A 20365-nucleotide genomic window follows, 5' to 3' on the forward strand; every position below is an offset into this window, starting at 1 on the left:
TGGGCAAAGTGTAACCCATTCACCGAAAGTAACACACCAGATGATGCTGGGATGGAACACTTACTGCTCTTAGCATATAAGGAGGAACCGGCAATGTATTCAAAATCATTCGGGGAACGCAGCTTTGACACGCTTAACGTTACGCTGCTGATTGGCGCCTGCCTGCTAATCATTATTCCCTTTGCCCATTTACTGGCGGCTTCCTTCAGTTCGAGGGAAGCGCTTATCCACAATCTTGTCACCTTCCTACCGGTTGACTCAACGTTAGATAATTACTTGCTGGTATGGCACAATAAAGTGTTTTGGAATTCATTCCGCATTTCGTTGATCGTTACCATAGTGGGAACCGTAATTAACATGTACTTTACGCTGCTAACGGCTTATCCGTTGTCGAGACCTACGTTTAAAGGGAAGAAGTGGATTCTGCTGGGGATCGTTTTCACCATGATATTCTCCGCTCCGCTTATTCCTATGTACCTTGTAGTGAAAAGCCTGGGCATGATGAACACGCTCTGGGCGATTATGATTCCCAATGCGATCGGCGCCTTTAATCTGATTCTGTGCATCACTTTCTTTCGAGGTTTGCCCGAAGAACTGACCGAAGCAGCCAAGATGGATGGAATGGGTGACAACGGGATATTGTGGCGCATCTTCATGCCGCTTTCGCTGCCGATCGTTATGACACTTACGCTCTTCTATGCCGTTGGCCATTGGAACAATTACATGGGACCGCTGTTCTTCATCACGGACTCTGGAATCAAGCCGCTCCAACTCTATCTGTACAGCCTACTTAGCCAGTTCAACACCCAGGATTCCTTCCTGAATATACCGGAATCCATTAGCGAATACTCTCCGCTCGGTATTCAGATGGCCACGGTAGGAGTTGCTACGCTGCCTGTATTGATGATTTATCCATTCATTCAAAAGCACTTCATCCGAGGAGCTCTTCTTGGTTCAGTCAAGGAGTAAACGAAGGAGCAAGCTGCCGGACAGATTATACCGTATATTGTCTTTTTAAGCAGATCAACTATCTTATATAGGGGGAATACGAGATTGAACAATTATGTTAACAGAAAATGGATGGGGGCACTTTCCATTATTGTATTAGGGTCAACGCTCGCGGCTTGCACAGGCGGGGAGACGGGCAAGAACCCGGAACCGGGAAAAGGCGAAGCTCCATCAGCCAGCTCTAAACCGGTTACGTTAAAAGCATTCGAGACGGACATTAATAATCCGATTCCTCCAGGCAATTCCATGAGCATTCCCACGATTGCATATCTCGGCAACAAAACGAACACCATCCTTGATGTAACCTTCTTGTCTCACGGCAAATACAACGAGCAATTGCGCCTGAAAATGGCCGCAGGGGAGTATCCCGACTTCTATTGGACTGGAGGGTTCGCCAATGAGGAGACACTGGCCAACGGAATGGTGCTGCCGCTCAACGAATTGATCGACAAACATGGGCCGAATCTGAAGAAAGTTATACCTCAATCCGCCTGGGATGCCGTTACACTCAAGGGCCAGATTATGGCGATCCCGAGATTCTCAGGAGGGGGGACGGATACGGATCGGCTTATCTATGTGCGGAAGGATTATTTAGACAAGGTAGGAGCAAAAATTCCTTCGACCTCCGATGAATTCCTCGACATGCTGAGACTGTTGAGGGACAAAGATCCGGATGGCAATGGCAAGGATGATACCATTCCATTCAGTGGAAGGCAAAGCTTTGGCTGGATGGAGAATATATTCGGGATGTGGGGCGTCGACCCTTCGGCGAATATACTCTACAATAACGAGATTATACCCGGCTATCTGCACCCTAACATGAAGCCTGCGCTTGAGTTCATCAGGACCATGTACAAGGAAAAGCTGTTGGATCAGGAGTTCCTATCCAATACGGGCAGCATATTTACTCAGAAGCTGAATTCGGGACAGGCAGCCTCTTATAACCACACGGTCGAGCAGATTGCCGACTTCCAGAAGGCGATACAGGATGCCAACAAGAATCACAAGGTGGATGTCGTGGCGATCCCTACCCCGAAGGGTAAAGGGTATACGGGACCGGTCGGCAACCGGAAATATCCGTTCGGAGTCTCAACCATCGTCATGAAAACCACGAAGCATCCTGTCGAGGTGATCAAGCTGTTCGACTGGATTGCTTCGGAGGAAGGGCAAGTGTATGTTGATATCGGCATCGAAGGAGATACTTACCGAAAGGAAGGTGACAAATACATTTATGATTCGGCAAACGACAAAAACAAGGCGAACTTGCGCTCCGTCTTCGCGGTGACTCCCCTTTATTTCAACAAACAGACCATTCAGGCGCGGTATTCCCCTGAAGCGATGAAGCGCATTGATCAGGCTTACGAAATCGCCCGGAAGGAAGGGCTGCCCAATCCTACAGTTGCGATGCCCAAGCCGAAGGCACTATCCGAAAACCCGGAGCTAAGCTGGTATTCGAGCAGTATGATCCAGGAGACGATGACGAAGATTGTATATGGAGAGTTGCCAGTTGATTACTTTGATACCTTTGTACAGGACATCAGGAAACAAGGCGGAAATCAATTGATCAAGGAAATGACCGAATGGTATAACAATAACAAAACCAAATAGGTTTGCACCTGCCTGCATACAGTCCCGGGAAATTCGGGGCTGTATGTTCCATGTGGGAGGAGCAAACTGTTGTAAGAGGGATGCCTGGATTTGCCACTGCTGCAGAATAACTGTAGACTTATTTCATAAAAAGACAGCTTTGAGCAGAAAGAAGTGGACACCATGAAGGTGCTGCAATTCATCAGAGAATCGATCAAGAGAAAGATTATCCTTCTTTTTGTAACCGTGATTCTCTTTATCGCTTCTACGGTAGGTATTGTTCAATATGTGCTCACTTCTTCAATGCTTCAGCTGGATCTTGAGAAATATAGCAGACAGATGCTGGAGCAAGCCAATTTGAATATTAATCGTTACCTCAAGGAGTATGAACAAGCGTTCCTGTTCATAGAAGGAAGCGATGAATTTTATCAGTGGACAAGGCAGCAGGACAGGTTCACTTCAACCTACTTGCGGCTGTACAATCTGGTCTACCAAAACTCGGTGCAGCCCTTCGTGATGCAGCACCCCGAGGTGGCTTCCATATCCTTGCTTAATTCTTACGGGAATGAGCTTCGCTATAATCCGGTTCTTCCCTTCAAGCTTGGGTACTCCCTGGCGGAGCGAGTGAAGGAGCAGCCTGTGACAGATGCCCGCTCGACGACCTTCATAGTCAAGCGGTCTACCGATTACGAAGGCAAACCGATTGTTGTATTAACGCTGTTCAAAAAATTGGACTACTATGGAAATCATTCATACATTCAAATGGATATAAGCGTTAAACCTATACTGAACATTCTGGAACGGATGAACGATGGCAACCATAACTCACGCTATATAATGGATTCGGAGGGAACCATCGTGGCGCATCCTGTTGAAGAGGCTATATTCACATCTGTCCCATCTCCCTTGCTCACAAGAATGTCAGGCATGGAATCCGGCGCTTTTCTGGACCCTGACTCCAGACAGTTCGTGGTATTCGCCTCCATTCCTGATACTCCCGGCTGGAAATCTGTAATTGAGGTTCCTTACAAGGAAGCTGCACGCACGATCTACCTTGTGCGTGACGTAACGTTGATGGTAACGGGTATCGGTATCGGGGTTACGGTACTGATGCTCTTCATTATGACCTCTTCCATGACCCGGAGAATTGTTTTATTAAAAAAGCAGTTGCTGAACACCAAGATCGGTTATTTTGTCCCGGGCCCGGAAGTGGGCGGAATAGATGAAATCGCCCACCTGGGGCATGCATTCAATGATATGCTGGCTCGCATGGATGCCTCTATCGACGAATTGGCCCATACCCGGGCGCGGGAGCAGATCGCTCTGTTCACCGCTGTACAGTCGCAAATTCATTCGCACTTTTTATATAATTCTTTAGAGACGATCAATGCTATGGCAAGCCTGTCCGGCATGAAGCCGATCGAAGATGCCGTTGTGTCGCTATCTTCTATGATTCGTTACTCCTCCCGTATTCGCGATATTACTGTCACGCTCAGAGATGAGATTGAGCACACGAAGCATTACCTCAATATGGCCTGCATCCGGTTCGAATCGATTACGTACAACTATAAGACGGAAGCGGCCGTGCTTTCTGCGCATTGTCCGAAACTGATTCTTCAGCCTGTTCTGGAAAATGCCATCAAGCACAATCTAGAGAAATACGGACGTTCCATCCACATCGACATATCCATGAGAAGTTGGTTCGGCCGGTATGTCCGGATTTGCATTCGCGATAATGGCGCAGGCATCCCACAGGCTGAGTTGTTCGAATTGCGGGAACGTATTTCACGTGGAAGCCTTGATATTCCAGAGGGCGACCAGAGCATAGGCTTACCGAATATTGCTTACCGCATTAAGCAGTTCTATAAAGGTTATGGTCTGCAGGCCAAAATAGTTGTCAGCAATTGCCGTTCTGGCAACGGCGTTAAGGTTCACCTTATACTGCCGATTCTACCGGCATAAAAGCGAAGGGAGGGGTAGCAATGTTATTCTGTCTAATCGTGGATGATGAGAAGTGGATACGCAACGGGCTGGTGAATCGGGTGAACGAGTACGCTGACTTTTCCGCTGTCAGTACTGCTCATAATGGACAGGTGGCACTGGAATGGCTGCAGGGCAACTACGCAGATATTCTCATCACCGATGTGCGAATGCCGAACATGGACGGTCTGGAGCTAGTACGGCGCATCAACGGACAATTTCCCTGGATGAGATCGATTCTTATATCCAGCTACGATGATTTTGAATATGCCAAACGGGGTATCTTGCTCGGCACAATCGACTATATCGTAAAGCCGGTCAAACAATCGGACCTTGAACAGGCGCTGCAGGCTGCAGCAGGACAACTGCGCTCGATACGAACGAACGAGGCGCGGTCGCTTATGCTGAAGAATTACAATTCAGCCGGGGGGCTGCTGGCCAGATGGCAGGAATACCCGGGTAATCAGCAAGTCCTGTCACTGCCTCTGCTGGTAATCGATACGTTCCATTTATTAGAATCATGGGTAGGTGAACGAGTGGAGCTGCTGCTGGCTCTCGCCGATGAATGGATCGCCGGGGTAGTCGCCGTCCGGAAAACTGAGGGGGTATTCGAGTGGATGGCCGAGGAGCATGACCGCTCTCCCGTCCCTATCCTAGATGACCGGAGATTGTACTTCAGGCTTGTCGGCGTGTATCGGCTGGAACTGGCTATAGCCTGGTTCAACAGCCATGACGGAATGGCAGGCATCAACTCAGGCAGGCGCTCCATCGTAGATGTGAAGCGGTATATTGAACGCAATTATCCCCACAAGCTAAGCCTGCAGCAAATCGCGGATGCCGTCAATATCAGCAAACCTTACTTGGCCAACGTATTCCGGCAGGAGACGGGAATGACGATATGGAACTATTTGACTGAGGTGAGAATGCGCGAAGCCAAAGAGCTGCTGCTTACTACTGACAAGAGGCTAAGCGATGTAGCGGAAGCAGTTGGTTATAGTGACAGCGCGCATTTTGCCAAAGTATTTAAGTCTTATTACGGAATGAACTCCACAGAGTTGAAAAATCGCTTATCCAGATGCGGCGCAGAACCATAATAAAGGCTATATATGGACCGGACATACCCTGGCCGGTCCGTATATAGCCTTCTTTTAATGCCTGGATGAGCTCTATTCCTGTCAGTCCGCGAGCTTGTCTTGTCAGCCGCGTATTTTGTTGAACACCTCATAGGTCCGTTTCGCGCATTCGGAGATGGAAATTGGATGGAAGCCTGACACATCGGCATAGAGTGTATCGTTCAACGGCTGCGTCCATTTTGTCGGCAGCCTTTCTGCTCCGAGCGACGCGCCCATAATGGATCCGACGGTAGCTCCGTTGCAATCGGTGTCCCAACCGCCCAGCACCGATGTTGCAATCGCCAACTCGAAATCTCCCTTGGCAAAAATGATTGATGCCGCCACAAGCGCAGCATTATTGTTCGTATGAACTGGATGATAATGCTTGAATGCCTCCCATATGCGATCAACCAGTTGGAGTTGATCCGTTGCCTCTCGTGCAATAGAAACTGCCAGCTCAATGTCATGCGCAAGCCGGCAATTGCGCGGGATTTCGCTTAGTCCGATCCTAACGATACGCTCGGGGTCACTTTCGACGAAAGCTGCTGCAATCATCGCTGCACAAAACATTTCTCCATAAATGCCATTCTTCACATGCGAGAACGAGGCATCGCGCCAAGCGAGATCGGCGGCAAGCTCGGGATTGCCAGCCGCTCCATAAGCGAAGCCATCGGCCCGAATTTGAGCTCCGATCCATTCGCGATAAGGATTCAAATACGTGCGGACCCAATCCTTGCGTTCTTCCCAATTATCCGGTCTTTCTGCCTTCTGGTGGGAGGTTGCCTGCGTAAAGTTCAGATAGGCTTGCGTTTCAGCTGTGCATACCTGCCTATAGGTAAGCCGGCTATGCCACAGCTTCCCGATGTCGTAGGAATCGAAATCAATTCCGCGCTCTTCGAGCATAATCAGCCCGAGTACGGTATACCGAATATCATCGTCCGTCTCCATGAAGCGGATATGTTCTCTGGTGCTCTTCAGGCTGGCGGATGCAAGGAACAGGCCGTGTTCCTTCTCGGCGCGGGATTCAAGCGGAGTGTAGCCGCGAATCGGCCAGGCATCGGCACCCTCGAACCAGAGCTGCACGTTGCGCCAGCCAGGATTGCCGCCTGTACCACCCATATAATGCCATGCCTCCAGAGGCTTACCCAGAGCGCAGCCGACACTCCGCCCCAGCCATGCCCCATAGAACTTGTCCTGCCACTGCGCTTCATCGAGCGTATCGCTTAGCTGGCGAGGTCCCTCTGGACGCAGTAAGCGAATCTCGTTTAACTCCGACGGCTCCTCATAAGGATAATCACTGCGGATCGGCAACGCCATAAGTTCATTGTAGATTGCCATCAGCTTCTCCTGATCTGTGCCTGCTGCCTCGACTCTCTCCGCATACCCTTCGACATCGCAGCCTTCCTCACTTCTCTGCACTACTTCGTTCTGTACCAGTGTATCAAGCAATGTCCAACCCGCCATATGGTTTCCCTCCAAATATAATGATTCGTTACTGTTTCAGTATACTTGCGGCCGGATCGACTCATCTACTCAACGGTTCAGTCGTATTCTCAAAAATTGCGTGAACGGAATATTGCTTGCGATAATCCAGGGGAGCAAGACCAACGGAGCGCACGAACAGACGGTAGAAAGAGGGCACGCTTTGGAACCCGCTTTCGAAGCAGACATCCACTGCGCTGTGATTTGTACTGATGAGCAGCCGCTTCGCTTCGTTGATGCGCAGTTGCAGCAGGTGCTCCTTGAAGCTGCGACCGAGTTCCTGCTGGAACAGGTGGCTGGCTCGCGAGGGGCTGATTCGGAGGACTTTGGCAACATCACCCAGTTCTATCGGCTCCCGGAAGCGTTGGTCGATCAGAACAAGAGCCGGACGTATGCGCCGGAACGAATCCGTGAGCCGATTCCACTCGTTCATCGACAAGCCTGCCGCATAGTGGCGCAGGAAGAGAACGCATAGATCCAGCAAGGCGCTCTTGGCCATACTCCGGTATCCTTCCTGCTTGTCGGTAAGCTCTTTGGATATCTTCTCGATCAGCGCTCCTATCGGCGCAGCCAAAGGGGAAGCTGCAGGTATGCGATTGTCGAAATGATCGGAGCGGTAGGCAAACGGCAGCAGAAGCGCTTCCTCCTCATCCAGCAGCAGTATCGGATCGAAATTGATGAAGATGTACGTACTCGGATCGTTCTCATTCGATCTGGCGATATGGAGCTCCAAATTATTCACGATGAATATATCGCCCGGAACGACCTCATAGTTTTTCTCACCGAAGTAAAAAATGCCTCTGCCGGAAACGCAGAGGCCGATCTCCAAGCTGGAATGATAATGCAATGGCTTTGCCGTTACGCTCGGTGTCCAACGGAAAGCATTGATCGGGATGCTATGCTCGTAAGTAATTGTCAGCTTCATTAATGAACCAACCTCAAGGAATAGAATGGTATCAGCGAACAACAGTTTGACCGCTACATTCTCATTCTATCACGTGGCCGGGAACAGCGCTAGGATGTGTTGTCAAACTAAAAAAAATTGCTCAGCACCGACTTGGCACCATCAACCTGAGTGTAGGCAGTAACCCGATCACCGTAATAGTGACGGCCGAGAACGGTACAACCAAGACCTAAACCGTTGCTGTAAACCGCGCGTCTAGAAATAGTAACGGTGGAGGCGGAGGAAGCAGTAGCCATTCTACACCTCCAACGTCCCCAAGCGACGGCACGGTGATTTCCACAGAAGGTAAATTAACACTGCACGCAGGTAAAACAGGCAAGGTTAGTTTGGGAGAGGAAGTCACGGTTTCTGTTCCGGCCGATGCTACGGATAAAGAATTGATAGTAACAATAGAAAAAGTACTGGACACACAAAAGCTCCTAGCGGATAAGATGGTTTAGCCAGCTCAATCCTTGAGATATTGAAAAACTTCCCGGAGAATTTCAGAAAACCGGTAACGCTGACCTTATCATTCGATCCGGCGATCTTGAAGAACAACCAAAGTGCAGCTGTATTCTACTATGACGAAGTGAAAAATGAATGGGTGGAAATCGGCGGCAAGATGAGTGGCCATTATATTACCGTAGAGGTAGATCACTTTACGAAATTTGCGGTCATGCTGATAAATGCGTTGAAGCCCAAAGAAGCAGGAGTGGCACTGACTTTCACAGATACAGCAAAGATACGGACTTGGGATTAGTGTGGCAAGCTTAGATTCTTCTCATGATCAGCTCGACTGGGCCTCTCTTCATCCATTTTCTCCACACATACGAAAAGATAATAGCGATGATGAAATAGCTGCACCCATATGCAATTGCAAAAGAAAGACTACCATTATCCAAATGGCCTACTGCCTCAAGAAAACCCAACCCTATGACTACATGCCCGATATAATGTGTTAACGAAAGCTGACCAGTATTGATTAATGCCTGGGTCAAAAGGGAATTCTGAAATTTGTCGACCACATATAGACTGACCGCAATGATGGCTATGGATGAACATGTCGCGGATAATACATACAGCATCGTGGGCGGCATCGGCTTTGTAGTAAACAAGTAAGTCGCAGCTTCTGTATCAAGTACAGGAGAGCTCCATGTGATCAGAGAATAGGAAATTGCCTCGAAAACAACAGTCCCGGATAACGAATAGAGCAGTACCTTCGGGCGGGTTGCCAAGTCCAGCCAACGCGTCCTACCGAACCACATGCCAATCAGAAAAAAGCACAGCCATGGAAAGATCGGATGGAAGCCATTTAAAAACAGATTGCGGCTAAATCCTTCAATCGTCCACAAATCCAAATATGTGTGAAAGCTCTTGTCCCATCCTTTGCTGTAATCAAATACGATCAAAAACAACTGTGAGGCTAACAGGATAATTGTGTATAGACCCAATAGTTTGTTGCTGGACACCGTAATCAAGACCGAGGCTGCCAGCATGAACACTGCGTAAAAATGTAAAATATCGGCATTCCAGCCCATCAGCAGCAATAACATACCGGCTATACTAAGAAATACAGCTCTTTTGCACAAGCTGATCCGATTATGACGAATGAGTTCCTTGTCCATCGAACCTCTTGCTTTCATGGTCATCAATGACACACCAATGCCTGCGAGCACGACAAATAGTGCTGATGCTCTTCCCTCGAACAGCCCCGCTATCGCTATCAACCATGTCGATCCGCCGTTCTCAGCCTGCATCGCAAGCTTATAGTTCACGATAATCATTCCGAAGATCGCCAAAGCCCTTGCAAAATCAAGGGCTGTTATACGTGGTGCCGATTGGCTCATTTCGTGTCCTCTCCCTTTACAATGGTCAGGACAGCTTTCGTCCATATGTCAGCATAATTATACTCAAACCCGTAGCTGATAAAATTGTCGATGCTGTCAATGATCATGTTCAGCATTTGCGCTCGAACAAGCGTATCTTTATCATGGATAGCCCCAATTGAAGCGCCGTGCCGCAGCAGTTCGACAAACCCCGTTGTAAATCCGTCCAATACTTCGAGCAATTTTTGGGAATACTTAGGGTTTCTGTAGCCAAGTGCCTGATATTGTTTCATGATGCGCGAATAATTGTCGTCTACTTTCTGTTTGGTAATGACATGAAGGCCATCAGCTATGAGCTTCTCTTCGAAATTATCCTTCGTGTAGTGCTGGATATTAAAAAAGTTGGCAAAATCGATACTTTTGCATATTTCTTCAAACAGCACATCAATAATGACTTCCTTCGACAAAAAATGATAGTACAACGCAGGTTTTGATATGTTCACTTCCTTGGCAATCATGGTCATACTTGTTTTTTCAAAGCCGTGTTCAGCGAATAAGCGGTAGCCCGTATTCAAAATATCAGCATAGGTTGAAGTCCTCTTCATGTTTTAATGTCCTCCCGAAATAACTTACTTACCGTACGGTAAGTAAAATTTACAGGAAATTGCTATTTTTTGCAATATGTTTTTTGGAATGACGATTTAACTAATAATTTATAATGGTAGGATGATCTATAAATATATTATAATTGCCACGTGTTGCGAGAACAGAACAGCTCGAGGATGGAAGGACAGCAACTATGCAAAGGGGATTCCAATGATAATCAAAAAAAATATTTTTTCTAAAATTAATGCCGTCATCTTCATATTTCTCATACCGATCTTACTTCTTTACGGCTTATCGAATCAGGTTAGCGTTCAGGTGGTGGAGGGACTGCTGCAGAAGGAAAAAAGCAATCAGCTGGAGTTTTTCCGCAAACAATTAGATTCGATAGCCCTAAGCTTAGCTATGAATGCGATCACACTTACGAGAGATACAACGGTCCTGGGCATGGAAAGAATTATGTTGGCTGGTGAACAACAGCTTTTCAATCAGATTGAATCGACCGTTCAGGAGAAGCTGACTCTTCAAAGCTCCGCCAACAGCTGGTACAACGATATTACACTGTATTTTCCATCCGTTCACAAAACGCTGTCTACCACGTTGCGTCAAGTTCCTTATGACGAGCAGAAACTAGATACAAATGTAAGAAATTCCGGTTGGAGCTACAGGTCAGATCCCTTCCGTCCGGATATGTCATCCTTCATTTACTATGCTGGCGGACCGATAAATGAAAATGGAACACTGGATCAAAGTGTGGTTATTGTGGAAGTGGCTTTTTATGAGCAAAATATGACTTCTCTGCTGGATCAGTTGAAGGCGGGCAGCAAGGGCGATCCGTTCATGGTTGACAGGCAAAATCATATCAGCTACAACCGAACCTCGGATAAACAAACTACAAATACTGTAGTGGATCACCTTTTTAAAAACCTATTGGAGGATAAGGGAGACTTTGTTACTGAAGTCGGTAAAAAAACCTATCTGGTCAACTACGTCTATTCACAAGCACTTGGGTATTATATTGTCGATTACACACCGCTAGAGCAAATTTTATCTCCCATTACCAAGATTCGAAACTTCTTCTACGGCTTTATTATGCTATTGCTGGCGGTAGGGATACTGGCTTCCTTCCTGTTGTACAAACATGTTCAGGCTCCTCTGCACGCACTTACCGGTGTATTGAAAAAATTCCAAAATGGCGATTTCAGTGTGAGACTGAATCAATGGTTTTATAATGAATTTGATTTTGTGGTTGTTCGATTTAATGATATGGCTGGGCAAATTCAGCACTTGATTGAAAATGTATATGAAGAAAAGAACCGATCTCGATTGGCTACGTTGAGGCAGCTTCAGGCGCAAATTAATCCTCATTTTCTATACAACTGTCTAAACTTCATCATTAGTTCTGCAAGTCTTGGCCGCAAAGAGTCCGTTATCGCGATGGCTTATAACCTGAGTGATTATTATCGTTATATCACCCGGCTTGATGACCCCGATACATGTTTACGGGACGAGCTGAAATTAGTAAAAAATTATTTGGAAATTCATTTGCTGAGGCTGCAGCGGATTCAATACGAAATTAACGTTCCCGAAGAAATGATGGATATACGTATGCCAAGGCTCCTCATCCAACCTATCGTGGAAAATGCTATTGTTCATGGTCTGGAGCCGAAGTTGGGTGGAGGAACCATTGTTATATGCGGAGAGAGGGTAGGGGAAAATGTTTATTTAACGATTGAAGATAACGGTGTTGGTCTCTCTGTGGATAGGCTGCAGCAGCTAACGGAACAGCTTGATCAGCCCATGGATGAAACCATCGGATATGGGCTTTGGAATGTGCATCAACGGTTGAAATATTGGTACGGGGAAGGTTCCGGATTGGACGTGAGAGCTGCATCAAGCTTGACAGGGTTAACTGTAACTATTTATTGGAGAGAGGGTTACCAACATGATTCGATTGCTTCTGGTTGACGATGAACCGGTTATTTTGGAGGATTTGGAAGTTTTTATTACCCAAACCATGAACTTTGAACATGTGTATACGGCTGCATCTGGACCGGAGGCCGTGCAATTTATTGAACAATTTCCCATTGATATTGTGATCACGGACATTCGCATGCCAGGGATGTCAGGACTTGAGCTTTGCCAATATATCAAACAAAAACAAATGGATATCGAGTGTATACTCTTATCGGGTTATGCCGAGTTCGAATATGCACAGCAGGCGTTAAAAACCAATACAGCGGCGTACCTGCTCAAGCCTGTGAAGAAGGACGAGCTGCTGCAAACGATTCTTCAAACGGCTGAGGCCTTACAGCAAAGAAGGAAAGCTACAGTATCAAATCAAAAGGCTCACGAAACACTACGATCTCATTTGGTGCGCTTACAGGCGTCGCTGCTGCTTGATTTACTCAAAGGGAAGAGCTTGGCCCCAGACAAATTGATAGAAGAAATGGAACGGTTAAATATTCCCTTCTTTACAGGGGATCGTGTGGCCATCATGCTGCTAAGAATTGAAAATCGTTTTCTGGAATATGACGAGCACAGCATTTCTTTGTTTGAATATGCCGTCGTTAATATTACTGAGGAAGTACTGCAAGAGCATTTTGAAGTCTGGGCATGCAAGGATGACAGTCATTACCTGGCTTTCTTGATCAAAATGAAAAACAGTGATGTGTCAGACGTTCCCGCAAAAAAGGCTATCGAGCAGTTAATCCCGCAATTGCAGCATTATATAACGATATATTTGCAAGGGAAAATCTCGGTAGTTGTCAGCGACTTCGAAGCTTTCCCTGTTTGTCCCGCGGAGTTATATCAAAAATCTCTGCAGCTGTTCAGAAGGCTGCCCGGCAGCGAGCAGGAGCTCTTTCTTCGCTTATGGGATCAACCCCCACAAACACCATTGCGCCCTCTACAGCGCTTGCATGAGCCTCCAACGTTTTTACAGTTGATTGAAACGGCTCGGTGGCAGGATGCGCTGGAGAGATTAAATTATATTATCGAAGAGTTAAGCAGCAATGGTATGGACACCGCGGAGTATGTAGCGGAAGTATATTTTGCTTTAACGAACGCTTACACCTATGTGATTCATATGAACGGACTGCAAATAGCGGATGTGATAGAGGAGCAGTATATGACAGGGAATCACGTCACCACATTTCGTACGGTGAAGCAGCTTCATGGGTGGGCTATGTTGGTTCTCGAACGAATTCATGAACGCATTTCCGACGGCAGTAAGGTAACGAGGGGCTCCTATGTTTTGCAAATTCATCAATATATTGAACGTTATTTATCCGAGGATGTAACCCTGCAGGCGATTAGCGAGCATGTGCATCTGCATCCAGCCTACTTGTCGGTAACGTACAAGCAAGAAACGGGTGAGAACCTGAGTGAATATATATACCGGTACCGCATGGAGAGGGCTGCCTACTTGTTAAGAAATACAAAGGCCAAAATCTATGAAATTTCCGCCCAGCTCGGTTATCAATATACCCCCTATTTCACAAAATTGTTTAAAAGCTATTATGAAGTATCGCCGCAGGAGTATCGTGCTATGTCTGGCCGGGAATAACATTATCTTTAGATTGTCATCTATGATCTTAAAATATCATCCGTATTCGTCTCCCCCTATTCCATCTATACTTTAGTTATGAATCGCTAATAACTTACACAATAATTAGGGGGACACAGCAATGAATCGCATGATACTTGACACAGATATTGGAACAGACTCAGATGATGCCGTCGCATTGTCGCTTGCACTAAGATCACCGGAAATTCAGCTTGAAGGCGTGACAACGGTATACGGTAACGTACATGTCCGTGCGAAGATTGCCAAGAAAATTATGGCGTTGTGCGGCGACATCGAGGTCGACGTTTATCCTGGAATTGTACAAACCCTACTGCACAACCGTGAAGTGTTCTGGGCAGGGATTGAGGGCGAAGGGCTGGATATTGAAGATCAGAGCATGAAGGATGGCAAACACGCTGTTGATTATATCATCGAAACGGTTATGAATAATCCGGGAGAGATTAATTTAGTGACCATCGGGCCTCTGACGAATATTGCTGCAGCCATTATACGTGAGCCACGCCTTGTCAAGAATGTCAAGGAAATCATCATGATGGGCGGGGTCGTACGATTGGGCAGCAGCGCTATTGAGCTCCCTGCAATTGAACATAATGTAAAATGTGATCCCGAAGCGGCATCGCTGGTATTTTCGAGCGGAGCTCCGATCCTTATGGTAGGGCTTGATGTTACGAGACAGGTGTCCATAACGAGACAGGACAAAGACGATTTGGCAGCCTCGGGAACCCCGCTGGCGGTTACGTTGACCAAACAAATCGAAGGCTATATGGATTATCGGAAAAGAGATTTTACCTTTATGCATGATCCCTTGGCTGTTGCGATGCTGGTAAACCGCCAATTGGTAACAACCAGAAGGATGAGCATCCAGGTTGATTACGATCATAGACATCCGACGGGAATTACGGTTGGGGAGCCGAATGAAGAGGGAAATGTTGAGGTTTGCCTTGAAGTGGACCGTGACTCCTTTCTGAAGCTGTTAAAAGAAAGAGTATTTTGCTGACACGCATTCATTTAGATGAGGGGGATTTACTCTGAAAAAAATACAAACCAGTATCGTGTGCTCGCTTGCTCTGCTGCTAGCTGCAGGATGCTCCAGTGCTCCTGACAAAGGTTCTCAACCCGCCAAACAAGCAGATAATTCTACAGGAACGACTGAAATATCGTACTTGGCTAACTCGATCTGGGAAAAGCCTATCAAAAAGGTTATCGAAGAGTTTGAAAAGGAAAATCCTAATATCAAAGTTAATCTACAGCTCAGTCCTTCGACCAAACTGACCGAAACGATTGAAATCAAGCTTGCTTCCAAAGCTCAGGATCTGGATGTGATCTCTGTCGATGTCCCGCTGACAATGGGCTATTCGTTAAAAGGATACTTGGAGCCGCTTGATGCTCTGCTTGGCGCTGATGCTAAGCAAAAATGGATACCCTCGGCAACAGATGCAGGGTCTTATCAGGGACAATTAATGGCAGCGCCGATGAACACCTCCAGTGTCGTCCTGTTTTACAACAAAGAGTTATTCCAGAAAGCAGGCGTTTCGTTTCCATCCGATCAATTGACATACAGAATGACTTGGGAGAACGTACTGGAAATCGGCAGGAAACTATCCAAGGATACGAACGGCGATAATCAAAATGATCAGTTTGGCTTCAGCTTCGACCAGGTTGGCAAAGCTTATCAGCTTATATCTCTTGGACAAAGTAAAAATGCGAAGGTGCTGAGTGACAACGGTCTGATAGCCAAGGATTACACGAATTCGCCGGAAATGGTGAGCGCTTTTCAGTTCTACTCGGACCTGTTCAATAAAGAGAAGATTAGTCCGAAAATCAAACGTGAGGAAGCATTGGATTACTTTATTTCCGGTAAAGTAGCGATGTTCTTGGCTTCAACCCAAAATATGCCCCGGATTAAAGACGCAGGTATGGATTTCGGGATAGCTCCTCATCCGTATTTTGCAGGAGGTAAAGTTGCGACTCCTACAGGCAGCTGGCATGTGGGTATTTCCAAATATTCAACGAAAAAAGAAGCAGCAGCCAAGTTTATCAAGTATTTGACTTTAGGAAAAGGCTCACAAATCTGGTTCAATGAAAATGGTGCGCTGCCAGCCAGCCTGGAGCTGCTGGATCAAGTTGATAAAGATCCTAAATATAAGGACTTCCCGAATAGCATTATGAAATTAGCTGCAGGCGAAGCACGCGAAACAGCAGCTGTACGCCCGAAAACGCCAGGTTATCTGGAGTGGGAAAACAACGTGAACAAGGCATTCGAGGATATCAAAAATGGAACGGATCCGAAGAAAGCATTGGATGATGCCGCAACTTTAATAGACAGTCAATTAAAGAAATATCAATCCGTGGTGAAGTAAACTACCGCGCTGGGATGGGGAGCCCATTTCCTCATCCCTTTCTTTTGGGGCTGTTAGAAATCTGGAGGATTGAAGGTGATTGGTATTAACGCAGGGAGAATAACCCCGTATATATTTTTATTTCCAGCCATTGTCGGCTTGTTGATGTTCAAGCTGTATCCGGTATTCAAAGGCTTGGAGGACAGCTTTTATGCACCGTCTTTTTTAAACGCAGGCAAAGCGTTCATCGGCTTGCAAAACTACAGCTTTCTTTTTACAGATCCGGTTTTTTGGAGTTCTTTGAAAATTACGCTGCTCTTCAATGTATTCGTTAATCCGATTCAGGTCATTCTTGCTTTTATGCTGGCCCTGCTGCTTAATGCCAAACTCAAGCATATCGCGCTGTTTAGAGGGATACATTTTGTTCCTGTTGCCGTTTCGGTTTCGACCGCTTGTATCCTGTGGAACATCATGCTGAGTCCTGAACAAGGAGTTGTCAATTCCATGCTGGTTGGTCTGGGAATGGAGCAGCAGCCTTTTCTAACTGGCGCTAAGCAAGCTCTTGCTTCCATTATCGGCATAGCGACCTGGAAAGGCATCGGGTATTGGGCTATCTTTTTTTTGGCCGGTTTGCAGGAGGTTCCTGTGTCGTTATACGAGGCGTCATCCATGGATGGAGCATCCCGCTGGCAGCAGTTTAAACAGGTCACTTTTCCGATGATGAAACGTTCCATCACCTTTGTTGCGGTATCCGTAACGGTATCCAATTTCTTGTTATTTTCCCCGATGTACATTCTTACCCAGGGAGGACCGGAGCACAGCACGAATGTCCTGATGCTGGAGAGCTATAACAGTGCTTTTCTTTACTCCGATTCAGGCAGGGCTTCTGCGATTGTTATTATTTTGCTGTTATTAACTTTGAGTATTGTTGCCTTGCAATTCAAATTTCTGAAGGCAAAGCACTAGAGAGGAGGAGATTCCATGAAACGTAATCAAGGCTCGGTTCCTTTACTGTATCTCGCTCACATCCTTCTGGGGTTAATCATTCTGCTTCCTTTGGCGTTTGCACTTGTATCTTCGCTGCGACCTCTGGATGAGATTTTTCGCTATATGTCTCCTGTTTCCTGGAGAACGTTTGTCCCGACTCAGATTACTTTTGATGCTTATACCTCCTTATTTGTAGAAAGAGGCTTCGGCCGTATTTTCTTTAACACGTTTTATGTCTCCATTGTTAATGTTGTGGTGGGGCTGGTCATCGCTTCTATGGCTGCTTTTGCTTTTGTATATTTCGAATTTAAGGGTAGAGCTTTATTGTTCTTCCTCGTTATTCTCACTTTTATGATACCTTTTGAGGTTATCGCGATTCCTCTTTATGGTTTGGTTGACAGCTTGGGGTGGATTGATACTTACTCCGGTATCATTGTTCCGGGCCTAGCTAATGGTTTAGTCATTTTCCTTTATAGGCAATTTTTTCTTGATCTGCCCAAGGCTCTTATCGAATCGGCTCGAATTGACGGGGCATCGTGGTTCAAAATATATGCGGGCATCATCCTTCCGCTGTGTAAGCCTGTTACGGTAAGCGCGGGATTGTTAATTTTTATCCATCAGTGGGAGTCTTTCATGTGGCCGTTGATCGCAACCCGCTCGAAAGAGTATAAAGTCATACAGGTTGCTTTAAGCGACTTTGTTACCGAGTTTGCAACCTATTGGAACGAAATGTTCGCCGGAATCATCATAGCTGTAATCGTACCTGTCCTTGTTTTACTGCCGCTTCAGCGTTATTTTGTCAATGGTATCGCAAATACGGGATCGAAGGAATAGTGCCTCGAAGCGGCTGATTGCATTTAGTTAGACATGGTGAGACAAATATGCATTTTGGCCAGGACAAAAAGGAGGTCGTTTTAATGGGAGGTATAGTGGTTGTAGGCAGTATTCATATGGATTTTATCTGTTATATTCGCAAGCTTCCGCTGCCAGGAGAAACGCTTCAAAGCTATAAGACAGAGATAAAACCCGGCGGTAAAGGAGCCAATCAGGCTGTTGCAGCGGCGCTTTCGGGTGGTAAGGTAACGTTAGTCGGGGCGGTTGGAAACGATTTGTACAGCCGTGATATCGTGTCTGGTATTAAAAGTCACCAAGTCAATATAGATCGAATACTGCGGAAAGATAACGACACTGGCATGGCTTTTATTGCAGTGGATGAGTCAGGTCAGAACAGCATTGTCCTTAGCGAAGGGGCAAATGGGTGCTTGACTGTAGAAGATTTAAAAGGGTTGCCAGAGCTGTTTGAGCCATCATCGGTTTTACTTGTACAGAACGAAATACCGTGGGCCTGCACGCGCTTCGCTCTCCAAGCAGCAAAGCAACGAGGAATAGTGACTTATGTAAATCCAGCTCCAGCCTCAGTGATTGATGAGGATGTATTTCCTTTAATCGATGTCATGATATTAAACGAATCCGAGGCGGATTGCTTGACTAAAGTGCCAGTGCGGCTAGATAAAGATTTAATTAACATTCAGCAAGCGGCTAGTCAGATTATTGCATTAGGGGTCAAAGAGGTCATTATTACATTGGGTGAAAAAGGCTCTTACTATATGAATAAACAGGAAGAAGCTATCTTTACACCTGCTTATTCTGTACATGCCGTGGATACAACCGCTGCAGGTGATACGTTTATCGGTTCATTTATTGTCGCTAGACAGCAAGGACTGGGAGTCGGGGATGCTTTGCAACAAGCCAGCGCTGCTTCTGCCATTGCAGTGTCACGTACGGGAGCTCAAGAATCTATCCCAAGTGCCGACGAAATTGCCGATTTCTTGAGCGAATATAACAAGCAGAAGCCCGTATGAGTTCATCGGGCTTCTGTTTGCTGTCATTTATTTAATCATAAGCCTAAGCATGTCTGATAAACTTCTTGCGATAGTTGAGCGGCGAGATTCCTTCCTTTTGAGAGAAACACGAAGAAAAATAGGAACCGTGATGGAATCCGACCTCCTCGGCAATACGGGCTACCGACCACTCGGTTTGAATTAGCAGCTTTTTGGCTTGCTCGATCCGATACAGCTGTAAATAATGGATCGGCGTTGTGCCGTAAACTTTAAGCATACATTTTGCCAAATAATTAGGGTGGTAATTCATTTCCTTGTGAAGCAGGGCATTGGTTATCGTGAGCGTATAATTTTGCCGTATAAATAATTCAACTCTTTCGGCCACATGAATGGCTGCCGCATCGGTCGTAGCCGCCATTTGTCGATCCAAATGCTGCATGAAAAGCTGAAAGGAATTTTGCCTTTTCCAATTTCGCAGTGAACGCGGCTCCAAATCCAGCAGAAAAAATTGCTGTAAAATGTCCATCGCTTTCGGAGTCAGCTTCATATATTTGGGAATAAAGATCGAACACACTTCGCTATGGTTCAGATAGGCGGTTTGTTTGTGTTTGTGGATTAGGCTGGATTGATTTTCAAGGCAATCACTCATGCTGCTGCACTCATCCCAGGCGCCGAAGGTGTGAAAGTGAATCCAGATAATATCGGTCTCCTCTTTGCAAGTCTCAGTTCCATAGTGACTGGCATCAGGTCTTAATATGCATGCCTCTCCCTGGTCAACCCTCCACTGATCATTTCCCTCCCCGAGAAATAAGGTACCCCTCGTAACCACGATCAAATCGAATACGCCAATTTGATTTCTGCTGATATGACGTTCGCCAATCCGATAAAAGTCCTTACCGCAATCAATAAAATAAGGAACAGGGGGAGAAATAAAATGAAGAATAGGTGAGTTCAATTGGTATCCCTCCAAAAGGTTGATATTTTTAAAAAACAGGTTGGTATTTATTGTATTAATTCCATAATATAACATGTATGATAATCAATAAAGCGCTTACTTGAAATAACCAA

At 46.2% G+C, this 20365-nt stretch carries 18 protein-coding genes; 12 read left to right on the forward strand and 6 right to left on the reverse strand.

What is annotated here, in order from left to right; translation table 11 throughout:
- The first annotated feature begins 93 nt into the window (after positions 1-93).
- From BK127_RS05355 to BK127_RS05370, 4 genes are all read left to right on the forward strand, one after another.
- A complete protein-coding gene (locus BK127_RS05355) occupies positions 94-969 on the forward strand; it encodes a carbohydrate ABC transporter permease (protein ID WP_076228984.1) in 876 nt (291 codons plus the stop codon).
- Between the two features lie 84 nt (positions 970-1053).
- Complete coding sequence (locus tag BK127_RS05360; RefSeq protein WP_076228985.1) at positions 1054-2616, forward strand: extracellular solute-binding protein; 1563 nt, start codon at positions 1054-1056, stop codon at positions 2614-2616.
- Between the two features lie 162 nt (positions 2617-2778).
- Positions 2779-4557, forward strand: coding sequence for a sensor histidine kinase (locus tag BK127_RS05365; protein ID WP_076228986.1), 1779 nt, complete (start codon positions 2779-2781; stop codon positions 4555-4557).
- Between the two features lie 20 nt (positions 4558-4577).
- Positions 4578-5669: a response regulator transcription factor gene (locus BK127_RS05370; protein ID WP_076228987.1), complete on the forward strand. Its 1092-nt coding sequence runs from the start codon at positions 4578-4580 to the stop codon at positions 5667-5669.
- Between the two features lie 102 nt (positions 5670-5771).
- Here the strand turns inward: BK127_RS05370 and BK127_RS05375 are convergent, their stop codons facing one another.
- From BK127_RS05375 to BK127_RS42925, 3 genes are all read right to left on the reverse strand, one after another.
- Positions 5772-7151, reverse strand: coding sequence for an ADP-ribosylglycohydrolase family protein (locus tag BK127_RS05375; protein ID WP_076228988.1), 1380 nt, complete (start codon positions 7149-7151; stop codon positions 5772-5774).
- Between the two features lie 61 nt (positions 7152-7212).
- Positions 7213-8094, reverse strand: a complete 882-nt coding sequence (locus BK127_RS05380; protein WP_076228989.1) for an AraC family transcriptional regulator — start codon at positions 8092-8094, stop codon at positions 7213-7215.
- A gap of 208 nt (positions 8095-8302) precedes the next feature.
- Positions 8303-8542, reverse strand: coding sequence for a hypothetical protein (locus tag BK127_RS42925; protein WP_144026377.1), 240 nt, complete (start codon positions 8540-8542; stop codon positions 8303-8305).
- Between the two features lie 51 nt (positions 8543-8593).
- Between BK127_RS42925 and BK127_RS05385 the strand changes: the two genes are divergently transcribed.
- Entirely contained in the window at positions 8594-8872 is a 279-nt protein-coding gene (locus BK127_RS05385) for a hypothetical protein (RefSeq protein ID WP_076228990.1), read from the forward strand.
- 10 nt (positions 8873-8882) lie between these two features.
- Here BK127_RS05385 and BK127_RS05390 read toward each other — a convergent pair whose 3' ends face one another.
- Together BK127_RS05390 and BK127_RS05395 are read right to left on the reverse strand one after the other, a co-directional pair.
- Positions 8883-9959 (reverse strand): DUF418 domain-containing protein, encoded by a 1077-nt coding sequence (locus BK127_RS05390; protein ID WP_076228991.1) that lies wholly within the window; start codon positions 9957-9959, stop codon positions 8883-8885.
- Entirely contained in the window at positions 9956-10543 is a 588-nt protein-coding gene (locus BK127_RS05395; protein WP_076228992.1) for a TetR/AcrR family transcriptional regulator, read from the reverse strand. The genes BK127_RS05390 and BK127_RS05395 overlap by 4 nt, the downstream gene beginning before the upstream one ends.
- A 211-nt stretch (positions 10544-10754) precedes the next feature.
- Between BK127_RS05395 and BK127_RS05400 the strand changes: the two genes are divergently transcribed.
- From BK127_RS05400 to rbsK, 7 genes are all read left to right on the forward strand, one after another.
- The gene (locus tag BK127_RS05400; protein ID WP_076228993.1) at positions 10755-12509 is read left to right on the forward strand and encodes a sensor histidine kinase; all 1755 of its coding nucleotides are present in this window, start codon (positions 10755-10757) and stop codon (positions 12507-12509) included.
- A complete protein-coding gene (locus tag BK127_RS05405; protein ID WP_076228994.1) occupies positions 12487-14109 on the forward strand; it encodes a response regulator in 1623 nt (540 codons plus the stop codon). Before BK127_RS05400 ends, BK127_RS05405 begins: the two co-directional genes overlap by 23 nt.
- Before the next feature lie 121 nt (positions 14110-14230).
- The gene (locus BK127_RS05410) at positions 14231-15127 is read left to right on the forward strand and encodes a nucleoside hydrolase (RefSeq protein WP_076228995.1); all 897 of its coding nucleotides are present in this window, start codon (positions 14231-14233) and stop codon (positions 15125-15127) included.
- Between the two features lie 55 nt (positions 15128-15182).
- Positions 15183-16490 (forward strand): extracellular solute-binding protein, encoded by a 1308-nt coding sequence (locus BK127_RS05415; RefSeq protein WP_256711180.1) that lies wholly within the window; start codon positions 15183-15185, stop codon positions 16488-16490.
- A gap of 75 nt (positions 16491-16565) precedes the next feature.
- Positions 16566-17435 (forward strand): carbohydrate ABC transporter permease, encoded by an 870-nt coding sequence (locus BK127_RS05420; protein ID WP_240418838.1) that lies wholly within the window; start codon positions 16566-16568, stop codon positions 17433-17435.
- 15 nt (positions 17436-17450) lie between these two features.
- Positions 17451-18290, forward strand: a complete 840-nt coding sequence (locus tag BK127_RS05425; protein WP_076228997.1) for a carbohydrate ABC transporter permease — start codon at positions 17451-17453, stop codon at positions 18288-18290.
- A gap of 83 nt (positions 18291-18373) precedes the next feature.
- The gene (gene rbsK, locus BK127_RS05430; protein WP_076228998.1) at positions 18374-19318 is read left to right on the forward strand and encodes a ribokinase; all 945 of its coding nucleotides are present in this window, start codon (positions 18374-18376) and stop codon (positions 19316-19318) included.
- Between the two features lie 43 nt (positions 19319-19361).
- On the opposite strand, the gene BK127_RS05435 is transcribed toward rbsK, so the two are convergent.
- Complete coding sequence (locus tag BK127_RS05435) at positions 19362-20252, reverse strand: helix-turn-helix transcriptional regulator (protein ID WP_076228999.1); 891 nt, start codon at positions 20250-20252, stop codon at positions 19362-19364.
- Between the last annotated feature and the right edge of the window lie 113 nt (positions 20253-20365).

It is taken from the genome of Paenibacillus sp. FSL H7-0331 (genome assembly GCF_001956045.1).